Annotated in this window: 20 protein-coding genes; 12 read left to right on the forward strand and 8 right to left on the reverse strand. The window is 58.0% G+C overall.

The genetic code is table 11. The annotated features are described in order from the left end of the window. Positions 1-54: 54 nt before the first annotated feature. On the reverse strand, positions 55-315 hold the full coding sequence (locus TU73_RS23940; protein ID WP_057014274.1) for a hypothetical protein: 261 nt from the start codon (positions 313-315) through the stop codon (positions 55-57). A 209-nt stretch (positions 316-524) separates the two neighbouring features. Beyond that, positions 525-719: a carbon storage regulator CsrA gene (csrA, locus tag TU73_RS23945; protein WP_003192511.1), complete on the reverse strand. Its 195-nt coding sequence runs from the start codon at positions 717-719 to the stop codon at positions 525-527. A gap of 262 nt (positions 720-981) precedes the next feature. Between csrA and TU73_RS23950 the strand changes: the two genes are divergently transcribed. After that, positions 982-1,347 (forward strand): SPOR domain-containing protein, encoded by a 366-nt coding sequence (locus tag TU73_RS23950; RefSeq protein WP_046068919.1) that lies wholly within the window; start codon positions 982-984, stop codon positions 1,345-1,347. A gap of 31 nt (positions 1,348-1,378) precedes the next feature. Here the strand turns inward: TU73_RS23950 and TU73_RS23955 are convergent, their stop codons facing one another. From TU73_RS23955 to TU73_RS23965, 3 genes are all read right to left on the reverse strand, one after another. After that, positions 1,379-2,068: an endonuclease gene (locus tag TU73_RS23955; RefSeq protein WP_057014275.1), complete on the reverse strand. Its 690-nt coding sequence runs from the start codon at positions 2,066-2,068 to the stop codon at positions 1,379-1,381. A gap of 4 nt (positions 2,069-2,072) precedes the next feature. Then, entirely contained in the window at positions 2,073-2,324 is a 252-nt protein-coding gene (locus TU73_RS23960; RefSeq protein ID WP_156421251.1) for a DUF1654 domain-containing protein, read from the reverse strand. A 243-nt stretch (positions 2,325-2,567) separates the two neighbouring features. Further along, entirely contained in the window at positions 2,568-3,656 is a 1,089-nt protein-coding gene (locus TU73_RS23965; RefSeq protein ID WP_046068916.1) for an asparaginase, read from the reverse strand. 566 nt (positions 3,657-4,222) lie between these two features. On the opposite strand from TU73_RS23965, the gene TU73_RS23970 reads away from it, so the two are divergent. Genes TU73_RS23970 through TU73_RS24000 form a run of 7 tightly spaced genes read left to right on the forward strand, consistent with a single transcriptional unit; the run spans position 4,223 to position 11,192 of the window. Further along, positions 4,223-5,182: a sugar ABC transporter substrate-binding protein gene (locus TU73_RS23970; RefSeq protein WP_046068915.1), complete on the forward strand. Its 960-nt coding sequence runs from the start codon at positions 4,223-4,225 to the stop codon at positions 5,180-5,182. 57 nt (positions 5,183-5,239) lie between these two features. Beyond that, the gene (locus tag TU73_RS23975) at positions 5,240-6,793 is read left to right on the forward strand and encodes a sugar ABC transporter ATP-binding protein (RefSeq protein WP_057014277.1); all 1,554 of its coding nucleotides are present in this window, start codon (positions 5,240-5,242) and stop codon (positions 6,791-6,793) included. Next, on the forward strand, positions 6,790-7,767 hold the full coding sequence (locus tag TU73_RS23980; protein WP_057014278.1) for an ABC transporter permease: 978 nt from the start codon (positions 6,790-6,792) through the stop codon (positions 7,765-7,767). Before TU73_RS23975 ends, TU73_RS23980 begins: the two co-directional genes overlap by 4 nt. A 3-nt stretch (positions 7,768-7,770) precedes the next feature. Beyond that, positions 7,771-8,793, forward strand: coding sequence for a LacI family DNA-binding transcriptional regulator (locus TU73_RS23985; RefSeq protein ID WP_057014279.1), 1,023 nt, complete (start codon positions 7,771-7,773; stop codon positions 8,791-8,793). Between the two features lie 23 nt (positions 8,794-8,816). Further along, positions 8,817-9,734 (forward strand): ribokinase, encoded by a 918-nt coding sequence (gene rbsK, locus TU73_RS23990; protein WP_057014280.1) that lies wholly within the window; start codon positions 8,817-8,819, stop codon positions 9,732-9,734. Continuing rightward, the gene (gene rbsD / locus TU73_RS23995) at positions 9,731-10,135 is read left to right on the forward strand and encodes a D-ribose pyranase (protein ID WP_057014281.1); all 405 of its coding nucleotides are present in this window, start codon (positions 9,731-9,733) and stop codon (positions 10,133-10,135) included. Before rbsK ends, rbsD begins: the two co-directional genes overlap by 4 nt. Before the next feature lie 28 nt (positions 10,136-10,163). Then, entirely contained in the window at positions 10,164-11,192 is a 1,029-nt protein-coding gene (locus TU73_RS24000) for a nucleoside hydrolase (RefSeq protein WP_043049572.1), read from the forward strand. A gap of 34 nt (positions 11,193-11,226) precedes the next feature. On the opposite strand, the gene TU73_RS24005 is transcribed toward TU73_RS24000, so the two are convergent. Beyond that, positions 11,227-11,427, reverse strand: a complete 201-nt coding sequence (locus TU73_RS24005; protein ID WP_057014282.1) for a hypothetical protein — start codon at positions 11,425-11,427, stop codon at positions 11,227-11,229. A gap of 155 nt (positions 11,428-11,582) precedes the next feature. Here TU73_RS24005 and TU73_RS24010 point away from each other — a divergent pair, with 155 nt between their 5' ends. Together TU73_RS24010 and TU73_RS24015 are read left to right on the forward strand one after the other, a co-directional pair. Then, positions 11,583-11,888 carry a hypothetical protein gene (locus TU73_RS24010; RefSeq protein ID WP_057014283.1) on the forward strand — a complete coding sequence of 102 codons (306 nt, stop codon included), beginning with the start codon at positions 11,583-11,585 and terminating at the stop codon, positions 11,886-11,888. A gap of 144 nt (positions 11,889-12,032) precedes the next feature. Continuing rightward, complete coding sequence (locus TU73_RS24015) at positions 12,033-12,353, forward strand: I78 family peptidase inhibitor (RefSeq protein ID WP_057014284.1); 321 nt, start codon at positions 12,033-12,035, stop codon at positions 12,351-12,353. A gap of 73 nt (positions 12,354-12,426) precedes the next feature. Here TU73_RS24015 and TU73_RS24020 read toward each other — a convergent pair whose 3' ends face one another. Further along, positions 12,427-12,639 carry a cold-shock protein gene (locus TU73_RS24020; RefSeq protein WP_003234260.1) on the reverse strand — a complete coding sequence of 71 codons (213 nt, stop codon included), beginning with the start codon at positions 12,637-12,639 and terminating at the stop codon, positions 12,427-12,429. Positions 12,640-12,928: 289 nt separating this feature from the next. Beyond that, positions 12,929-13,243, reverse strand: a complete 315-nt coding sequence (locus TU73_RS24025; RefSeq protein WP_080889086.1) for a hypothetical protein — start codon at positions 13,241-13,243, stop codon at positions 12,929-12,931. 364 nt (positions 13,244-13,607) lie between these two features. On the opposite strand from TU73_RS24025, the gene thrS reads away from it, so the two are divergent. After that, positions 13,608-15,530 carry a threonine--tRNA ligase gene (gene thrS / locus TU73_RS24030; RefSeq protein ID WP_046068907.1) on the forward strand — a complete coding sequence of 641 codons (1,923 nt, stop codon included), beginning with the start codon at positions 13,608-13,610 and terminating at the stop codon, positions 15,528-15,530. After that, positions 15,530-16,081: a translation initiation factor IF-3 gene (gene infC / locus TU73_RS24035; RefSeq protein WP_170827566.1), complete on the forward strand. Its 552-nt coding sequence runs from the start codon at positions 15,530-15,532 to the stop codon at positions 16,079-16,081. Before thrS ends, infC begins: the two co-directional genes overlap by 1 nt. Positions 16,082-16,087 lie beyond the last annotated feature (6 nt).

Genomic DNA, 16,087 nt, shown 5'->3' on the forward strand with positions numbered 1-16,087 from the left:
TAGGTCTTGTTGCTCAACTGTAAATACCGGCGATCCGATAGCATGCAGCAGCATTTAGCGTAGCGTTTGCTGGTGCGCGCGATGAGCTGCGCGTTGGCACAACTTGCGCAAAATTACCTTTTGGATGGGCTTGAGGCAGAATACCAGCAAGTAACCACACAGCAGAAGTGTCAAGTCCAGCCAGGCGTGGTCATCGGGAAAGGCCCGTTCAGCTTCCACTCTCAGCCCATACCCGAGCGCCAGGAAAACCAAGCCGATCAGCAGGGCGATCAGCCAGGATCGGGTAATAAGTGGGGGCGTCGCGGCTGGCCTCATCGACGTGCTCCTGAATGCACTCGGATGGCAGGAAAAAGCGTCACAAATTGGGCTGCGAATAGTCCGACAAGTTCCAGATGCCCTGACAGTTTCATCTTGCAGCGAAGGGCCATGCTCAAGGTGCGCTGGCCACGCCGGAAAGCGCGATCAGGCTAATTGGGTTTTCGCCAGCCGTTACAATGAACGAAAAGGCTGGCTACTGAGGCGTTTCAAGGCGTCTGGTTTTTGTCGGGTGCAGTCAGGCCAGCCTGGATGCGCTGGTAAATTTCCTCGCGATGCACGGCAACATCCTTGGGGGCGTTGATGCCGATTCGTACTTGCTGGCCGCTAACGCCCAGGATGGTGATCGTAATGTCATCACCGATGTTTATGCTTTCACCGACTTTGCGGGTGAGTATAAGCATGGACTTCTCCTTGATTACTTTTAAGGACACATGTTTCAGACAGGGCAGGTGTCGGATGTGTGTAGCTTACTGCGAAGCGCTTCCCTGTGACTGCCTCTTTTAGGACGCATAGAGGCGACATTAATTCCCATGGCGGCATCATACAGGTCGCGATACATCATTCGCATTGTTTAAGCCAACGTTTATGACGGCCAGAATAGACAGTGAATGGTAAAGTCGCCTCTTTGATCCTCAAAGGAGCAGGGCAGTGCGTAAAGTAGCGATGGCAATTGTGGTGTTGGCGTTGGCCGGATGCGGTGAAGGTAAATCGGTCGATGCCCCCAAGGCCAAGCCTGCCGTGACCGAAAGCCTGCCACAAACCGGTGCGATTGCCGCTCAGGAATGGGATCTATGGGTCGGCCCGCCGGACCATAAGCTGCAGGCGATCACTGACCTGACCGCCTGGTTGCTGGAGCATGGTTTCAGTTTTTACATCGTGAAGGTCGATGGCAAGGATGAAGTGCGGCTGGGCCCGTTCGCCACCAAGGCGGAGGCCGAAGCCAGGCAGGCGTTGCTTAACGAAAAGATGGCCAGGGCCAAGAAAACCGATACGGTGTCGGAGATCATCGAACACAAGGTCGCGCAGTAAGGGTCTGAGTGGGCGGCAGCCCCGCCCACATTCAGCCGCAGGCCTTCAGGTTCACCGGGCCGACAAACTCGTTGCCTCGTCCCATCACACAGGCCACAGTCTGGTTGCGCTGGCGCTCCCAGGTCTGCACCGGATAGGTCTTGTTCCAGGCTTCATACAGTTGCCGGTCCTGTTTCGACAGGCGCAGACCGTACTGCTTGCTCATGTAAAAATACGTGCGTGCGATCATTCCACGAATGGAAGGGCGCGGCATGACCTTCTTGGCCTTGAAATCCACCTGGGTCAGGCATGAGCCGTACTGCCCGCTTTGCACCGGCAGCCAACCAAAGCTGAAGTTGTTACGGTCACCATTCACTTCGCCGATGCTCGGCACCAGATTGTGCAGGTCAGCCTCGGCGCGCTTGAACACCTCGTCGTGACGCGTGCAGTTTTTTCGCCCGCCACTTTGCCAACATTGGCGCTGATGCCCGATTTGCCAGGCAGGCACGATGTGTTCCCACTCGATGCGCGCAGCGCGGTTGGCGTTTTTGCGCGGGATGTAGCCACAGGCCTTCAGGTCCACACGATTACCCGTGTATTTACACCCGCAGTAGAACTCGGTGGATTGCGGAGCGTAGAGCTTCCAGGCAATTTTCTTGGCTTCGCTGAAGGTTCGAGGGGCTTGGGCGTGGGCGGTGATGGTAAAAAACAGACAGCACAGGGCAATAAAGCGGGCACTCATTCAATCAATCTTCCTTCGGCACAACCCAGAAAATCTGCACGCCGCCGTCATCCCGATAGGCCAGGGTGACATTGTCGTTTTCAGCAATTTCTTCCAGGAGACGCTGCCACTCGTCCTCCGGCTCATCGGGTAAACGGAAGATCAAGGCTGCCTTGGCTTTCTGGGCGTTGGTCGAATTGATGATTTTTTGCACGCGAATGGCCAGGCGCTGGTAGGCGTCAGGCGATGCGGGTGCTGCGGACGAGGGCTTTGCCACGGAGCATTCCTTAATAGGCTGTACGCACATACAGTATTTAAATGTAGGCGATTTCGCAACTGCTTAAATTTCAAGAAGTTCGTCTGACAGCGATTAAGGGAGTTTGTTGAGAGGTGGGACAAAAGAACTGTAGGAGCGAGCTTACTCGCGAAAACGTGATAGCGCCGCAGTGAGTCAGGCTGTGCGCGTTATCGTTAGCGTTCTTCGCGAGTAAGCTCAATCCTACAGGTAGATCACCAGGAATCAGTATTCCCAGAACATCCGTTGCAGTTCCTTGCTGTCCTGGGTCTTGGTCAGGGCGACCATTGCCAGGATCCGGGCTTTCTGCGGATTCAGGTCATGGGCAGCAACCCAGTCATATTTGTCATCAGGTTGCTCCGCGTTACGCAGGACGAAACCGCCCGCATTCACGTGGGAAGAGCGAATGATCTGCACGCCTTGCTTGCGCAGTTCCTGCAGGGCAGGGACCACCTTGGCCGATACCGAGCCATTGCCGGTACCGGCATGGATGATGGCCTTGGCGCCAGCCTGGGCCAGTGCCTTGACGGCGGTGTCGCTCACGTTGCCATAACCGTAGGCAATTTCGACATCGGGCAGGCTCTTGATGGTCTTGATATCGAATTCGGAATCCATGGTGTGACGCTTGGCCGGCAGGCGGAACCAGTAGGATTTGCCTTCAACGACCATGCCCAGCGGACCCCATGGGCTCTTGAATGCCTCGGTCTTGATGTTGATCATCTTGCTCACGTCGCGACCCGATTGGATCTCGTCGTTCATGGTGACCAATACGCCTTTGCCCCGTGCATCCTTGCTGCCGGCGACGGCAACTGCGTTGTACAGGTTGAGCATCCCGTCCGCCGACATGGCGGTGCCTGGGCGCATGGAACCGACCACCACGATAGGCTTGTCGGTTTTTTCCACCAGGTTCAGGAAGTAGGCGGTTTCTTCGAGGGTGTCGGTGCCGTGGGTGATCACGATGCCGTCGACGTCCTTGCTGTCGGCCAGTTCGGCGACGCGACGGCCCAGTTGCAGCAGGTTTTCGTTGTTGATGCTTTCCGAGGCAATTTGCATCACCTGCTCGCCACGTACATTGGCGATCTGGCCAAGCTCAGGAACGCCGGCAATCAGTTGTTCGATGCCGACCTTGGCGGCCTGGTAGGTGGCGCTATTGGCGGCACTGGCACCGGCACCGGCGATGGTGCCGCCTGTGGCCAGGATGACCACGTTGGACAATTTAGTCTTGGTTTCAACTTCTTTTGCCTGGGCGGCAAGGGGGAACAGCAGCAGGAGCGCGAGGGCGCCCGGGACAAAGTTCTTCAGTGCAGATGTCATTATTTTTCTCTCTGGTTTTTGATGAGTGCTGTAGCAGGTTCATCTAGAACACCCGGGCGGTTCTGAGCGCCGCAGGGTGCAGGGAAAGAGCAGGATTCGTACCAGGCCGATAGTGCCTGCTTTTTTAATTTAACGTTTTGATTTAGAACAAATTTTGTCGGAATTTAAGTTTGCTGGCGCGACGCCTCGTCCGGCTTTCCGAACAATGCAGGGCTCTCGTGTTCGGTTGTCCGAAAGCTGTATGGATGATCTTGGCGACTCGTACAGCTTCGGCGGGCATCATCTGTCGATTTTTCAAGGGATATTCGGTAAAGGGCTTTGCTTAAACGTATCAGCGGCTTCGGTGGAGTTGCCAATGCTGGAGAGCTGGATGAAAGCTTGTTTTCTACCGTTGACAAATCCCGACAAGGTTCTCATAGTTTGCTCAACGCAAACGTTTGCGAGATGTTTCACGGCACACTCCTCGGGTACCGTGGCAGCTCGTATCGGCCACCCACGTGGTAGGGCTACCGAAGGGTCTTCGGTGCAAGCGTTGCTCACAATAATCATAAGATCGGAGTGAACCCATGAAGCTGCCATTTGCTGGACGTCTTCTTGCTGTCGCTGTGCTTGCTGCCGCATCCGCCGCTTTACCTCTCTCCTCTGCATTTGCTGAAGACGCCGCCGCCAAACCCAAGGTCGGCCTGGTAATGAAATCCCTTGCCAATGAATTCTTCGTCACGATGCAAGAGGGTGCGAAGGCTTATCAGAAAGATCACGCCGCCGATTTCGACATGATTACCAACGGTATCAAGAACGAAACCGACACTAGCGCACAGATTGCCATCGTCAATGAAATGATCAATTCCAAGGTCAACGCCATTGTGATCGCGCCCGCCGATTCCAAAGCGCTGGCCAACGTACTGAAAAAAGCCTCAGACGCTGGCATCAAGGTCGTCAACATCGACAACCGCCTTGACCCTGACGTACTCAAAAGCAAAAACCTCGATATTCCTTTCGTAGGCCCGGACAACCGCAAAGGCTCCAAGCTGGTGGGCGATTACCTGGCCAAGCAACTCTCTGCGGGTGACAAGGTTGGCATCATCGAAGGCGTACCGACCACCACCAACGCCCAGCAGCGTACCGCAGGCTACAAGGATGCGATGGACGCCGCAGGCATGAAGATCGTTTCCACCCAATCCGGTAACTGGGAAATCGACCAGGGCCAGAAAGTTGCGTCGGCGATGCTGAGCGAACACCCCGACCTCAAGGCCCTGTTGGCCGGTAACGACAACATGGCCCTGGGCGCTGTTTCTGCCGTACGTGCCGCGGGCAAGGCCGGCAAGGTGCTGGTCGTAGGCTACGACAACATCGAAGCCATCAAGCCGATGCTGCAGGACGGGCGTGTGCTCGCGACTGCCGACCAAGCCGCAGCCCAGCAAGCGGTGTTCGGTATCCAGAACGCGCTGAAGCTGGTCAAGGGTGAAAAGGTCGATGCCAAAGATGGCGTGATCGAAACCCCGGTCGAACTCGTCCTCAAGAAGTAATCCTGGCGGTACCCAACAGCGCTCGCTCGTCCTGGGCGGGCGCCTGGAGATTTTCCTATGTCATCTTCCGCCCCGAACGCTGTCCTCTCGGTCAGCGGTATCGGTAAGACCTATGCCCAGCCGGTTCTGTCCGACATCACCCTGACGCTCAATCGCGGGGAAGTGCTGGCGCTGACCGGTGAGAACGGCGCAGGCAAAAGCACCTTGTCGAAGATCATCGGCGGCCTGGTCACGCCGACCACCGGGCACATGCAGTTCAATGGCCAGGATTACCGTCCTGGCAGCCGGACCCAGGCCGAAACGCTGGGCGTACGCATGGTCATGCAGGAACTCAACCTGCTGCCGACGCTGACGGTGGCTGAAAACCTGTTCCTGGATAATCTGCCGAGCAGCTGTGGCTGGATCAGCCGCAAACAACTGCGCAAGGCTGCGATCGAAGCCATGGCCCAGGTCGGCCTGGATGCGATCGACCCGGATACGCTGGTTGGCAGCCTGGGCATTGGTCATCAGCAAATGGTCGAGATTGCCCGTAACCTGATTGGCGACTGTCATGTGCTGATCCTCGACGAACCCACGGCCATGCTCACCGCCCGTGAAGTCGAGATGCTGTTTGAACAAATCACCCGCCTGCAGGCCCGGGGCGTGGCGATCATTTATATTTCGCACCGGCTGGAAGAGCTGGCCCGTGTCGCCCAGCGCATTGCGGTATTGCGCGACGGCAAGCTGGTCTGCGTCGAGCCGATGGCCAATTACAACAGCGAGCAGCTGGTTACCTTGATGGTCGGTCGCGAGTTGGGCGAACACATCGACCTGGGTCCACGTACGATCGGTGCCCCGGCCTTGACCGTGACCGGCCTGAGCCGCTCGGACAAGGTTCGCGACGTCTCATTTACAGTGCGAGCTGGCGAGATCTATGGCATCTCCGGCTTGATCGGCGCCGGTCGCACTGAATTGCTCCGCCTGATCTTCGGCGCCGACCTGGCCGACAGCGGCACGGTGGCCCTGGGCTCGCCGGCCAAGGTGGTGAGTATCCGCTCGCCAGTGGACGCGGTCGGTCATGGCATCGCCCTGATCACCGAAGACCGCAAGGGCGAGGGCCTGCTGCTGACCCAGTCCATCAGCGCCAATATTGCCCTGGGCAACATGCCGGAAATCTCCGGCGGCGGCCTGGTCAATCGCCGCGATGAAACTGCCTTGGCCAAGCGCCAGATCGACGCCATGCGGATCCGCAGTTCCAGTCCGGCGCAATTGGTCTCCGAGCTGTCGGGGGGCAACCAGCAGAAGGTGGTGATCGGCCGTTGGCTGGAGCGCGATTGTTCGGTGATGCTGTTCGATGAGCCGACCCGAGGTATCGACGTCGGCGCCAAGTTCGACATTTATGCCTTGCTCGGCGAACTGACGCGCCAGGGCAAGGCACTGGTGGTGGTGTCCAGTGACCTGCGCGAACTGATGCTGATCTGTGACCGCATCGGTGTGTTATCCGCCGGGCGCCTGATCCAGACCTTCGAGCGTGACAGCTGGACCCAGGACGAATTGCTCGCCGCCGCCTTTGCCGGCTATCAGAAACGTAATGCGCTGCTCAACGAAGCAGCGCCTAGGAATACCCCATGAAAACAAGCATTTCCCCCGGTAAGACTGGCGGCAACTTCTATGGCCTGGGTACCTACCTGGGCCTGGCGGGTGCTTTGCTGGCGATGATTGCGCTGTTCTCGGTGCTCAGCGACCACTTCCTGTCCTATGACACCTTCAGCACCCTGGCCAACCAGATTCCGGACCTGATGGTGCTGGCGGTAGGCATGACCTTCATCCTCATCATTGGCGGCATCGATCTGTCGGTAGGTTCCGTGCTGGCATTGGCGGCGTCGGCGGTCAGCGTGGCGATTCTTGGCTGGGGCTGGAGCGTGCTGCCGGCCGCCTTGCTGGGCATGGGCTGCGCCGCATTGGCCGGTACCCTCACCGGCTCCATCACCGTGGCCTGGCGCATTCCGTCATTTATCGTGTCCCTGGGTGTGCTGGAGATGGCTCGCGGCGTGGCCTACCAGATGACCGGCTCGCGCACCGCCTATATCGGTGACTCGTTTGCCTGGCTGTCCAACCCGATTGCCTTTGGCATTTCACCGTCGTTCATCATTGCGCTGCTGGTGATCATTGCGGCGCAGCTGGTGCTGACCCGTACTGTATTCGGGCGTTACCTGATCGGTATCGGCACCAACGAAGAGGCGGTGCGCCTGGCTGGCATCAATCCCAAACCCTACAAGATCCTGGTGTTCAGCCTGATGGGCCTGTTGGCCGGTGTGGCTGCCCTGTTCCAGATTTCGCGTCTGGAGGCGGCGGACCCGAATGCCGGTTCGGGCCTGGAACTGCAAGTGATCGCCGCCGTGGTGATTGGCGGCACCAGCCTGATGGGCGGGCGCGGTTCGGTCATCAGTACGTTCTTCGGTGTGTTGATCATTTCGGTACTGGCTGCCGGCCTGGCGCAGATCGGCGCAACGGAACCCACGAAACGCATCATTACCGGTGCCGTGATCGTGATCGCCGTCGTCCTCGATACTTACCGCAGCCAGCGCGCCAGTCGGCGGGGCTGAACCATGGCAACGATCAAGGATGTGGCAGCGCTTGCAGGTATTTCCTACACCACGGTGTCCCATGTGGTGAACAAGACACGCCCGGTCAGCGAGCCGGTACGCATCAAGGTCGAGGCGGCGATCAAGCAACTGGACTACGTGCCCAGCGCCGTAGCACGTTCGCTCAAGGCCAAGACCACGGCCACCATCGGCTTGCTGGTGCCCAACAGCCTCAACCCCTATTTTGCGGAGCTGGCCCGTGGCATCGAGGATTACTGCGAGCGTAATGGTTACTGCGTGATCCTCTGCAACTCCGATGACGACGCTGAAAAGCAGCGCAGTTACTTGCGCGTACTGCTGGAAAAGCGCGTCGACGGTTTGATCGTGACGTCGGTAGGTGGTGATGACAGTGGCCTTGCCGCTGGCTTGAGTGCGGTGCGCACGCCCATGGTGATTGTCGACCGGGCGCTGGATGGTATCGATGTCGATCTGGTACGCATTGATCACGAAGAGGGTGCTTACCTCGCGACACGGCATTTGCTGGAGTTGGGGCATCGGGACATTGCCTGTATCGGCGGCCCGGGGCATACCCGCGTGGCGCAGATGCGGCTTGCGGGCTACCAGCGTGCATTGCGCGAGGCTGGCGTCGAGGTGCTGGCCAATCGCATCCTGGAAAGCGATTTTACCAGCACCGGAGGTTACGCCGCGGCGGTGCAGTTGCTATCGGAGAACCCGCCCAGTGCGATTTTCGCCAGCAACGACATGATCGGTTTTGGCGTGCTGCGCGCCGCCGCTGAACGTAGTATCCGCGTGCCAGGCGAGTTGTCGGTGATCGGCTTCGATGACATTCAGATGGGTCGCTACGTCTACCCGGCGCTGACCACGGTCGGGCAGTCGATCCTGCAACTGGGTGAGATGGCCGCCGAATTACTGCTCAACCGTATAGCAACACCCCAACTGCCGATCGATCAACGTATCGTGACGCCGAGTATTGTTTTGCGTGAGTCAACGGCGCCACTGGCCGGTGTATTCGCCCAATACCGCTGAACCGAATTGATGAGTACTGATGTATGCCAGCAAAAGTAGTGGTAGTAGGCAGCTTGAACATGGACCTGGTCACCCGCGCCAGTCGCTTGCCGCGTGCCGGTGAAACCCTGGTCGGCCAAAGTTTTTCCACCGTTCCAGGAGGCAAGGGCGCCAACCAGGCCGTCGCGTCGGCGCGCCTGGGGGCCGACGTGGCAATGATGGGTTGCATCGGTACCGACGCCTACGGCAGTCAATTGCGCGAGGCGCTGGTGGCGGAAGGCATCGATTGCCAAGCGGTCAGCACCGTAGAAGGTTCCAGTGGTGTGGCGTTGATCGTGGTGGATGACAGCAGCCAGAACGCAATTGTCATTGTGGCGGGTAGCAACGGTGAGCTGACGCCCGAGTCTCTGAAAACCTGCGACGCTGTGCTGCAGGCGGCAGAGGTGATCATCTGCCAGCTTGAAGTGCCGATGGACACCGTTGGCTATACGCTCAAGCGCGGTCGTGAGTTGGGCAAGACGGTCATCCTCAATCCGGCCCCGGCAAGCGGCCCCCTGCCCGCGCAGTGGTATGCCTCGATCGACTACCTGATCCCCAATGAAAGTGAGGCCAGCGCCCTGAGCGGTGTGGCGGTGGACTCGCTCGACAGCGCCAAGGTCGCCGCGACGGCGCTGATCAAGGCGGGGGCGGGTAAAGTCATCATCACTCTGGGCGCCCAGGGTGCGCTGTTCGCGGATGGTAAAAGCTTCGAGCATCTGGTCGCGCCGAGGGTCAAGGCGGTGGACACCACGGCCGCCGGCGACACCTTCGTCGGTGGCTTTGCCGCTGCGCTGGCTGCCGGCAAGAGCGAGTCCGAGGCCATTCGTTTTGGGCAGGTCGCGGCAGCGCTGTCGGTCACCCGTAACGGCGCTCAGCCTTCCATTCCTACGCTGCACGACGTCCAAGGTTTTGTGCCCTCATGAAAAAGACCCCACTGCTCAATATCGCCTTGTCACGCGTGATCGCGTCCCTGGGCCATGGTGACATCCTGGTCATCGGCGATGCCGGCCTGCCGGTACCTCCCGGTGTGGAGCTGATCGACCTGGCGCTGACCCAGGGCATTCCGGATTTCATCAGCACATTACGCATTGTGCTGAGCGAAATGCAGGTAGAAAGCCACGTACTGGCCGAAGAAATCCTGCTTAAGCAACCGCCGGCGCTGGCCGAACTCAATACACTCACAGAGCAAGCCGCGCTGGGTGAACGGCGCCTGCTCAGCCATGATCAGTTCAAACAACTGAGTCGCAACGCCCGCGCGGTTGTGCGCACCGGCGAATGCCAGCCTTACTGCAATATCGCGCTGGTGTCCGGCGTAACGTTCTAGCGTCCCCCCCTATGACAAGGAGTGCTTTATGCAACGTGGTCTACCTACCCTGAAAAACCTGTTCCGGAGTGTCCTGCTTTTGTCCGCGCTCACAGCAGCAAGCGCCCAGGCGGCGGAAAAAATCGACCTGATCATCGACACTGATCCGGGCGCCGATGATGTGGTGGCGCTGTTGTTTGCCATGGCTTCGCCAGAGGAGTTGAGTATTCGTGCGCTGACCACCGTCGCCGGTAACGTGCGCCTGGACAAGACCTCCCGCAATGCACGACTGGCGCGCGAGTGGGCAGGGCGCGAGGATATCCCGGTGTATGCAGGTGCGCCCGCGCCGCTGTTGCGCAAGCCGATCTATGCCGAGAACATCCATGGCAAGGAAGGCATTTCCGGTGTCACCGTGCACGAACCGAAAAAAGGCCTGGCCGAAGGCAATGCCGTTGACTACCTGATCAAGACCCTGGGCAGCGCCAAGCCGCACAGTATTACCATCGCCATGCTCGGGCCGCAGACCAACCTGGCGCTGGCACTGACCCAGGCGCCGGAAATCACCCAAGGCATCAAGGAAGTGGTGGTGATGGGTGGTGCGCACTTCAATGGCGGCAATATCACACCGGTGGCCGAGTTCAACCTGTTCGCCGATCCAGTCGCGGCTGAGATCGTGCTCAAAAGCGGTGTGAAGTTGACTTACCTGCCGTTGGATGTGACCCATAAAGTCCTCACCAGCGATGCGCGCCTGAAAAAAATTGCGGACCTGAACAACAACGCGAGCAAGGTCGTCAGCAGTATTCTGAATGAGTACGTCAAGGGTGATATGGAGCACTACGGCATTCCGGGCGGCCCGGTCCACGATGCCACCGTGGTTGCCTACCTGCTCAAGCCTTCGCTGTTCAGCGGTCGTCAGGCCAATATGGTCGTAGACAGCCGCGAAGGTCCGACTTTCGGCCAGACCATCGTCGATTGGTATGACGGACTCAAGCAGGAGAAGAATGTGTTCTGGGTGGAGAACGGCGACGCCCAGGGCTTCTTCGATCTGCTGACCGAGCGTCTGGCGCGTTTGAAGTAATACGTTTTACCGGTCGGCGCTCGCCGGCCGGTTCTTATTGTTGTGCGCCCATGTAGTCGGCCGGGTATTTCTCGAATATCTGGCCGATGAACGCTTGTGCCGCCTGGGTTCCCAGTTCCTTGACCAACAGGTCGATACCAATGATCGCCAGTTCTTCGGGGCTGCCGGGGCTATAGGAGCTTTGCCCCTGGGGCCACTTGGCTTTGATATCGGCTTGGATCGTTACGGTGGTCATGGACGTCTCACGGGCTGAAAGTACTGGGCAATGCGCTGGAATGCGGTACCAGCGGGCGCAGTTAAGCATTTTACGCGGCATTTGGCACTGCTACTTAGGCATGAAGGAGGGGGTGTGCGACACTGCCGGCCTGTCCAATAGCCAGGAAACAACGCGTGCAGATCAATTTGAACAACCCTGAGGACCTCACCCAGGCGACCGTGCGCGAACTGCTTGCCAGCGCCAGTGACGATGAACATACCCAACTGCGGGTTACCAAGAAGGGTATTGCCTATATTTCCTCGGGGACCGTGGGAGGCGTTGATATCGACGGCCTGCTCTTTCGCCTGGAGACTTGGTCAAAGGGCTCCGGGTATGTCGGCATCGTCGCGGCAAGCGACGAAGTCTGGGTCATGCAGATTTTTAACGCGCTGAAGCAGAATTGGCCTACACCTTCTTCTGACTACATTGATATCTACTAGGTGCGTTCATATCTAGTCACGATTGACAGGGCGCTTGGCTGCTGTGAGTGAGGCAGACTTGCGCGCAGGCGGTTAACGTCTTGAAACCAATCGCTTTGACTGCTGTCGCACGATCTCTGTCCATTTTTTATCATAGGAGGCTTCATGCCTTGGAAGCTCGCATCATTCGGTACTTTGTTGGCAGCACTCGCATTGGCGGGTTGCAGCACCCCGGGTGCCTCTGAGCCAGGCAAAGACGCCACCGCGACCGATGCCGGTCATAGCCGCTGTGAGTCGAAGGCCGCCGAGTTTGCAATCGGCCAGAAAGCCTCGCCCCAGTTGCTGGAGCAGGCCCGTACGCGTGCGGGTGCGCAGAATGCACGCATTCTCAAGCCCAACGATATGATCACGCTGGAGTATCGCTCCGACCGCTTGAACCTGAACACCGATAACAACCTGGTGATCACTCGGGTCAATTGCGGCTGATTGCCCTGCGGTTTTTGCATCGCCCATAAAAAACCCCGCCACATGGACGGGGTTTTTTTAGCTCAGCGGGGAATTACTCGCCGCGAACCTGTGCAGCTTGCATACCCTTTTGGCCTTTCTCAGCCACGAAGGAAACGGTCTGGCCTTCTTTCAGGCTTTTGAAACCGTCGCTTTCGATAGCTTTGAAGTGTACGAACAGGTCGTCACCGCCACCTTGAGGAGTGATGAAGCCGAAGCCTTTTTCATCGTTGAACCATTTAACGGTGCCGGTTTGGCGATTAGACATGGTGTATCTCCAAGAAACATATATTTTCAGTAGTGCTGTGCTGCTCAGGCCAACTGGGCACACTGGGCTATCATAGTCGAAATGTTCGACTTGGGAGCCCCCCCAAGGCATTGTTTGCTAATCAATCGCGTTGCGTTTGATCCCTGGATCGGCTGAAAGCCCCGATCTACGGGGCTTTGCAGTGAAATATCAGCTGTTAAAAAAAGCCGTAAAACCTGCGTATTTTGTGCGAAATAGCAGTTTTGAGGCCGTTTTTTCACTGAAATGGCCGTCTGATCAGTGGTCAATCTTACTTTTTCTTCACGACTTTGCAGGACGAAATAGCCGCGACTGCTTTGTTTTTCAGCTCCGGGCTGGCGTTCTGGTTGGTCATGAGTTCCTTGATCTCGGCAGAGCTCAATTCGGCGTTGATCTTGTCGGCGCCACACTCGCAGTGGGCTTTGGCGGTCTTGACGTCTACGTTCTGACTGGCGGCGGCACTGCAGTCGCTCACAAAGCTGTCACGGGCACCGGCTGGCCAGTTGGAGGGGGCTGCGGCTTGTGCGCCGAGGGAAAGGAGGCTCAGGGTAGCGGCGACAGCGAGGGTAGAGGTGAAACGCATCATGGGATGCTCCTTTGGGTCGAGGACGAACGGCGATTCTCAGTGGGTTTGAGGCCCGGCGTACAGCTCAAGTTCACTTTTGCAGCTATAAAGCCTTGAAATGCTGTTTACACAAAGCTTCGTCGGCGCGACGACCGTTCATCTGTGCTAGCATCCTCGCCTGGCTATTTCCCGGCGCGCCATTTGCCGCCTTGCCAGGTCCTTTTTGTTCACTCCAGTCACTCTGGTTCGATTATCGGTTGGCCGAAAGGCTCCTGCCGCTGTAAGGCAGGCGTTCTTCATTGAACGGCCTGGTGTTGGATCTTGTACTGGCTCATCCCAACCCACGTGACCTTTGGTAGGGGTCACCACTAGGAGAGGAGGCGCCATGCCAACTATTACTCTTCCCGATGGCAGTCAACGTTCATTCGATCACGCGGTTTCCGTCGCCGAGGTCGCCGCATCCATTGGTGCCGGCCTGGCCAAGGCCACCGTGGCCGGCAAGGTCGACGGCAAGCTGGTTGACGCCAGCGACCTGATCACCAGCGACGCCAGCCTGCAAATCATCACGCCCAAGGACCAAGAGGGGCTGGAGATCATTCGCCACTCTTGTGCACACCTGATTGGTCATGCAGTGAAGCAGCTGTATCCGACCGCCAAGATGGTGATTGGCCCGGTTATCGAAGAAGGCTTCTATTACGATATCGCCTACGAGCGTCCCTTCACCCCGGACGACCTGGCGGCCATCGAGCAGCGCATGCACGCGCTGATCGAAAAAGACTATGACGTCATCAAGAAGGTCACCCCGCGTGCCGAAGTGATCGACGTGTTCACCGCGCGTGGCGAAGACTACAAGCTGCGCCTGGTCGAAGACATGCCGGACGAGCAGGCCATGGGCCTGTATTACCACGAAGAATACGTCGACATGTGCCGCGGCCCGCACGTGCCGAATACGCGCTTCCTGAAATCGTTCAAGCTGACCAAGCTGTCCGGTGCCTACTGGCGCGGCGATGCAAAGAACGAACAACTGCAACGGATCTACGGCACGGCCTGGGCTGACAAGAAGCAGTTGGCCGCCTATATCCAGCGCATCGAAGAAGCCGAAAAGCGCGACCACCGCAAGATCGGCAAGCGCCTGAACCTGTTCCACCTCCAGGAAGAAGCGCCGGGCATGGTGTTCTGGCACCCGAACGGCTGGACCCTGTACCAGGTGCTCGAGCAGTACATGCGCAAGGTTCAGCGCGAAAATGGTTACCTGGAGATCAAGACCCCGCAGGTCGTTGATCGCAGCCTGTGGGAGAAATCCGGGCACTGGGCCAACTACGCCGACAACATGTTCACCACCCAGTCGGAAAACCGCGACTACGCCATCAAGCCAATGAACTGCCCATGCCACGTGCAGGTGTTCAACCAGGGCTTGAAGAGCTACCGTGAGCTGCCGATGCGCCTGGCCGAATTCGGTGCCTGCCACCGTAACGAGCCATCGGGTGCGCTGCACGGCATCATGCGCGTGCGTGGCTTTACCCAGGACGACGCCCACATCTTCTGCACCGAAGAGCAGATGCAGGCCGAATCCGCCGCGTTCATCAAGCTGACCATGGATGTTTATCGCGACTTCGGCTTTACCGAAGTCGAGATGAAACTGTCCACTCGTCCGGAAAAACGCGTCGGTTCCGACGAGCTGTGGGACCGCGCCGAAGCGGCACTGGCCGCAGCGCTGGACAGTGCGGGGCTTGCGTACGACCTGCAACCGGGGGAGGGCGCATTCTACGGTCCGAAGATCGAGTTCTCGCTGAAAGATTGCCTTGGCCGCGTCTGGCAGTGTGGTACCCTGCAGCTCGATTTTAACCTGCCGATCCGTCTGGGAGCCGAATACGTCTCCGAAGACAACAGCCGTAAGCACCCGGTCATGCTGCACCGGGCGATCCTCGGCTCGTTCGAGCGGTTCGTCGGTATCCTGATCGAGCACTACGAGGGCGCGTTCCCTGCGTGGTTGGCTCCGACTCAGGCAGTGATCATGAATATCACTGATAAACAGGCAGATTTTGCCGCTGAAGTTGAAAAAACTCTCAATGAAAGCGGATTTCGTGCCAAGTCCGACTTGAGAAATGAAAAGATCGGCTTTAAAATCCGCGAGCATACTTTGCTCAAGGTTCCCTATCTTTTGGTTATCGGAGATCGGGAAGTCGAGATGCAGACTGTCGCTGTGCGTACTCGTGAAGGTGCTGACCTGGGCTCGATGCCCGTCGCCCAGTTCGCTGAGTTCCTCGCGCAAGCGGTTTCCCGGCGTGGTCGCCCAGATTCGGAGTAATTACTATTAAGCGTGAAATGAGACAAGATAAACGAGCTGCACCGAAAGCCCCGATCAACGAGAATATCTCGGCACGCGAGGTTCGGTTAATTGGGGCTGAGGGTGAGCAGCTTGGGATTGTGTCAATTGAAGACGCGCTTCTTAAGGCTGAAGAAGCCAAGCTCGATTTGGTGGAAATTTCCGCCGATGCTGTACCGCCTGTCTGCAAGCTGATGGACTACGGCAAATCGATCTTCGAGAAGAAGAAGCAGGTTGCCGCAGCCAAGAAAAACCAGAAGCAGATCCAGGTTAAAGAAATCAAGTTTCGTCCAGGGACGGAGGAAGGGGATTACCAGGTAAAACTGCGCAACCTGGTACGTTTCCTGAGTGATGGGGACAGGGCCAAGGTATCCTTGCGATTCCGCGGCCGTGAGATGGCCCACCAGGAGCTGGGGATGGAACTCCTCAAGCGGGTTGAAGCTGACCTGCTCGAGTACGGTTCGGTCGAACAGCATCCTAAGATGGAAGGACGCCAGCTGATCATGGTCATCGCCCCGAAAAAGAAGAAGTAATCAACA

This window comes from Pseudomonas libanensis, assembly GCF_001439685.1.
Taxonomy (GTDB): Bacteria; Pseudomonadota; Gammaproteobacteria; order Pseudomonadales; family Pseudomonadaceae; genus Aquipseudomonas; species Aquipseudomonas libanensis.

Coding starts and splice junctions, on each gene's coding strand:
- TU73_RS24000 (WP_043049572.1), top strand. CDS start 10,164: ATGCAACGTGGTCTACCTACCCTGAAAAACCTGTTCCGGAGTGTCCTG.
- TU73_RS24005 (WP_057014282.1), bottom strand. CDS start 11,427: ATGACCACCGTAACGATCCAAGCCGATATCAAAGCCAAGTGGCCCCAG.
- TU73_RS23950 (WP_046068919.1), top strand. CDS start 982: ATGGCAATTGTGGTGTTGGCGTTGGCCGGATGCGGTGAAGGTAAATCG.
- TU73_RS23955 (WP_057014275.1), bottom strand. CDS start 2,068: ATGAGTGCCCGCTTTATTGCCCTGTGCTGTCTGTTTTTTACCATCACC.
- TU73_RS23940 (WP_057014274.1), bottom strand. CDS start 315: ATGAGGCCAGCCGCGACGCCCCCACTTATTACCCGATCCTGGCTGATC.
- rbsK (WP_057014280.1), top strand. CDS start 8,817: ATGCCAGCAAAAGTAGTGGTAGTAGGCAGCTTGAACATGGACCTGGTC.
- TU73_RS23965 (WP_046068916.1), bottom strand. CDS start 3,656: ATGACATCTGCACTGAAGAACTTTGTCCCGGGCGCCCTCGCGCTCCTG.
- TU73_RS23980 (WP_057014278.1), top strand. CDS start 6,790: ATGAAAACAAGCATTTCCCCCGGTAAGACTGGCGGCAACTTCTATGGC.
- TU73_RS23985 (WP_057014279.1), top strand. CDS start 7,771: ATGGCAACGATCAAGGATGTGGCAGCGCTTGCAGGTATTTCCTACACC.
- thrS (WP_046068907.1), top strand. CDS start 13,608: ATGCCAACTATTACTCTTCCCGATGGCAGTCAACGTTCATTCGATCAC.
- TU73_RS24025 (WP_080889086.1), bottom strand. CDS start 13,243: ATGATGCGTTTCACCTCTACCCTCGCTGTCGCCGCTACCCTGAGCCTC.
- TU73_RS23975 (WP_057014277.1), top strand. CDS start 5,240: ATGTCATCTTCCGCCCCGAACGCTGTCCTCTCGGTCAGCGGTATCGGT.
- TU73_RS23970 (WP_046068915.1), top strand. CDS start 4,223: ATGAAGCTGCCATTTGCTGGACGTCTTCTTGCTGTCGCTGTGCTTGCT.
- TU73_RS24020 (WP_003234260.1), bottom strand. CDS start 12,639: ATGTCTAATCGCCAAACCGGCACCGTTAAATGGTTCAACGATGAAAAA.
- TU73_RS24015 (WP_057014284.1), top strand. CDS start 12,033: ATGCCTTGGAAGCTCGCATCATTCGGTACTTTGTTGGCAGCACTCGCA.
- csrA (WP_003192511.1), bottom strand. CDS start 719: ATGCTTATACTCACCCGCAAAGTCGGTGAAAGCATAAACATCGGTGAT.
- rbsD (WP_057014281.1), top strand. CDS start 9,731: ATGAAAAAGACCCCACTGCTCAATATCGCCTTGTCACGCGTGATCGCG.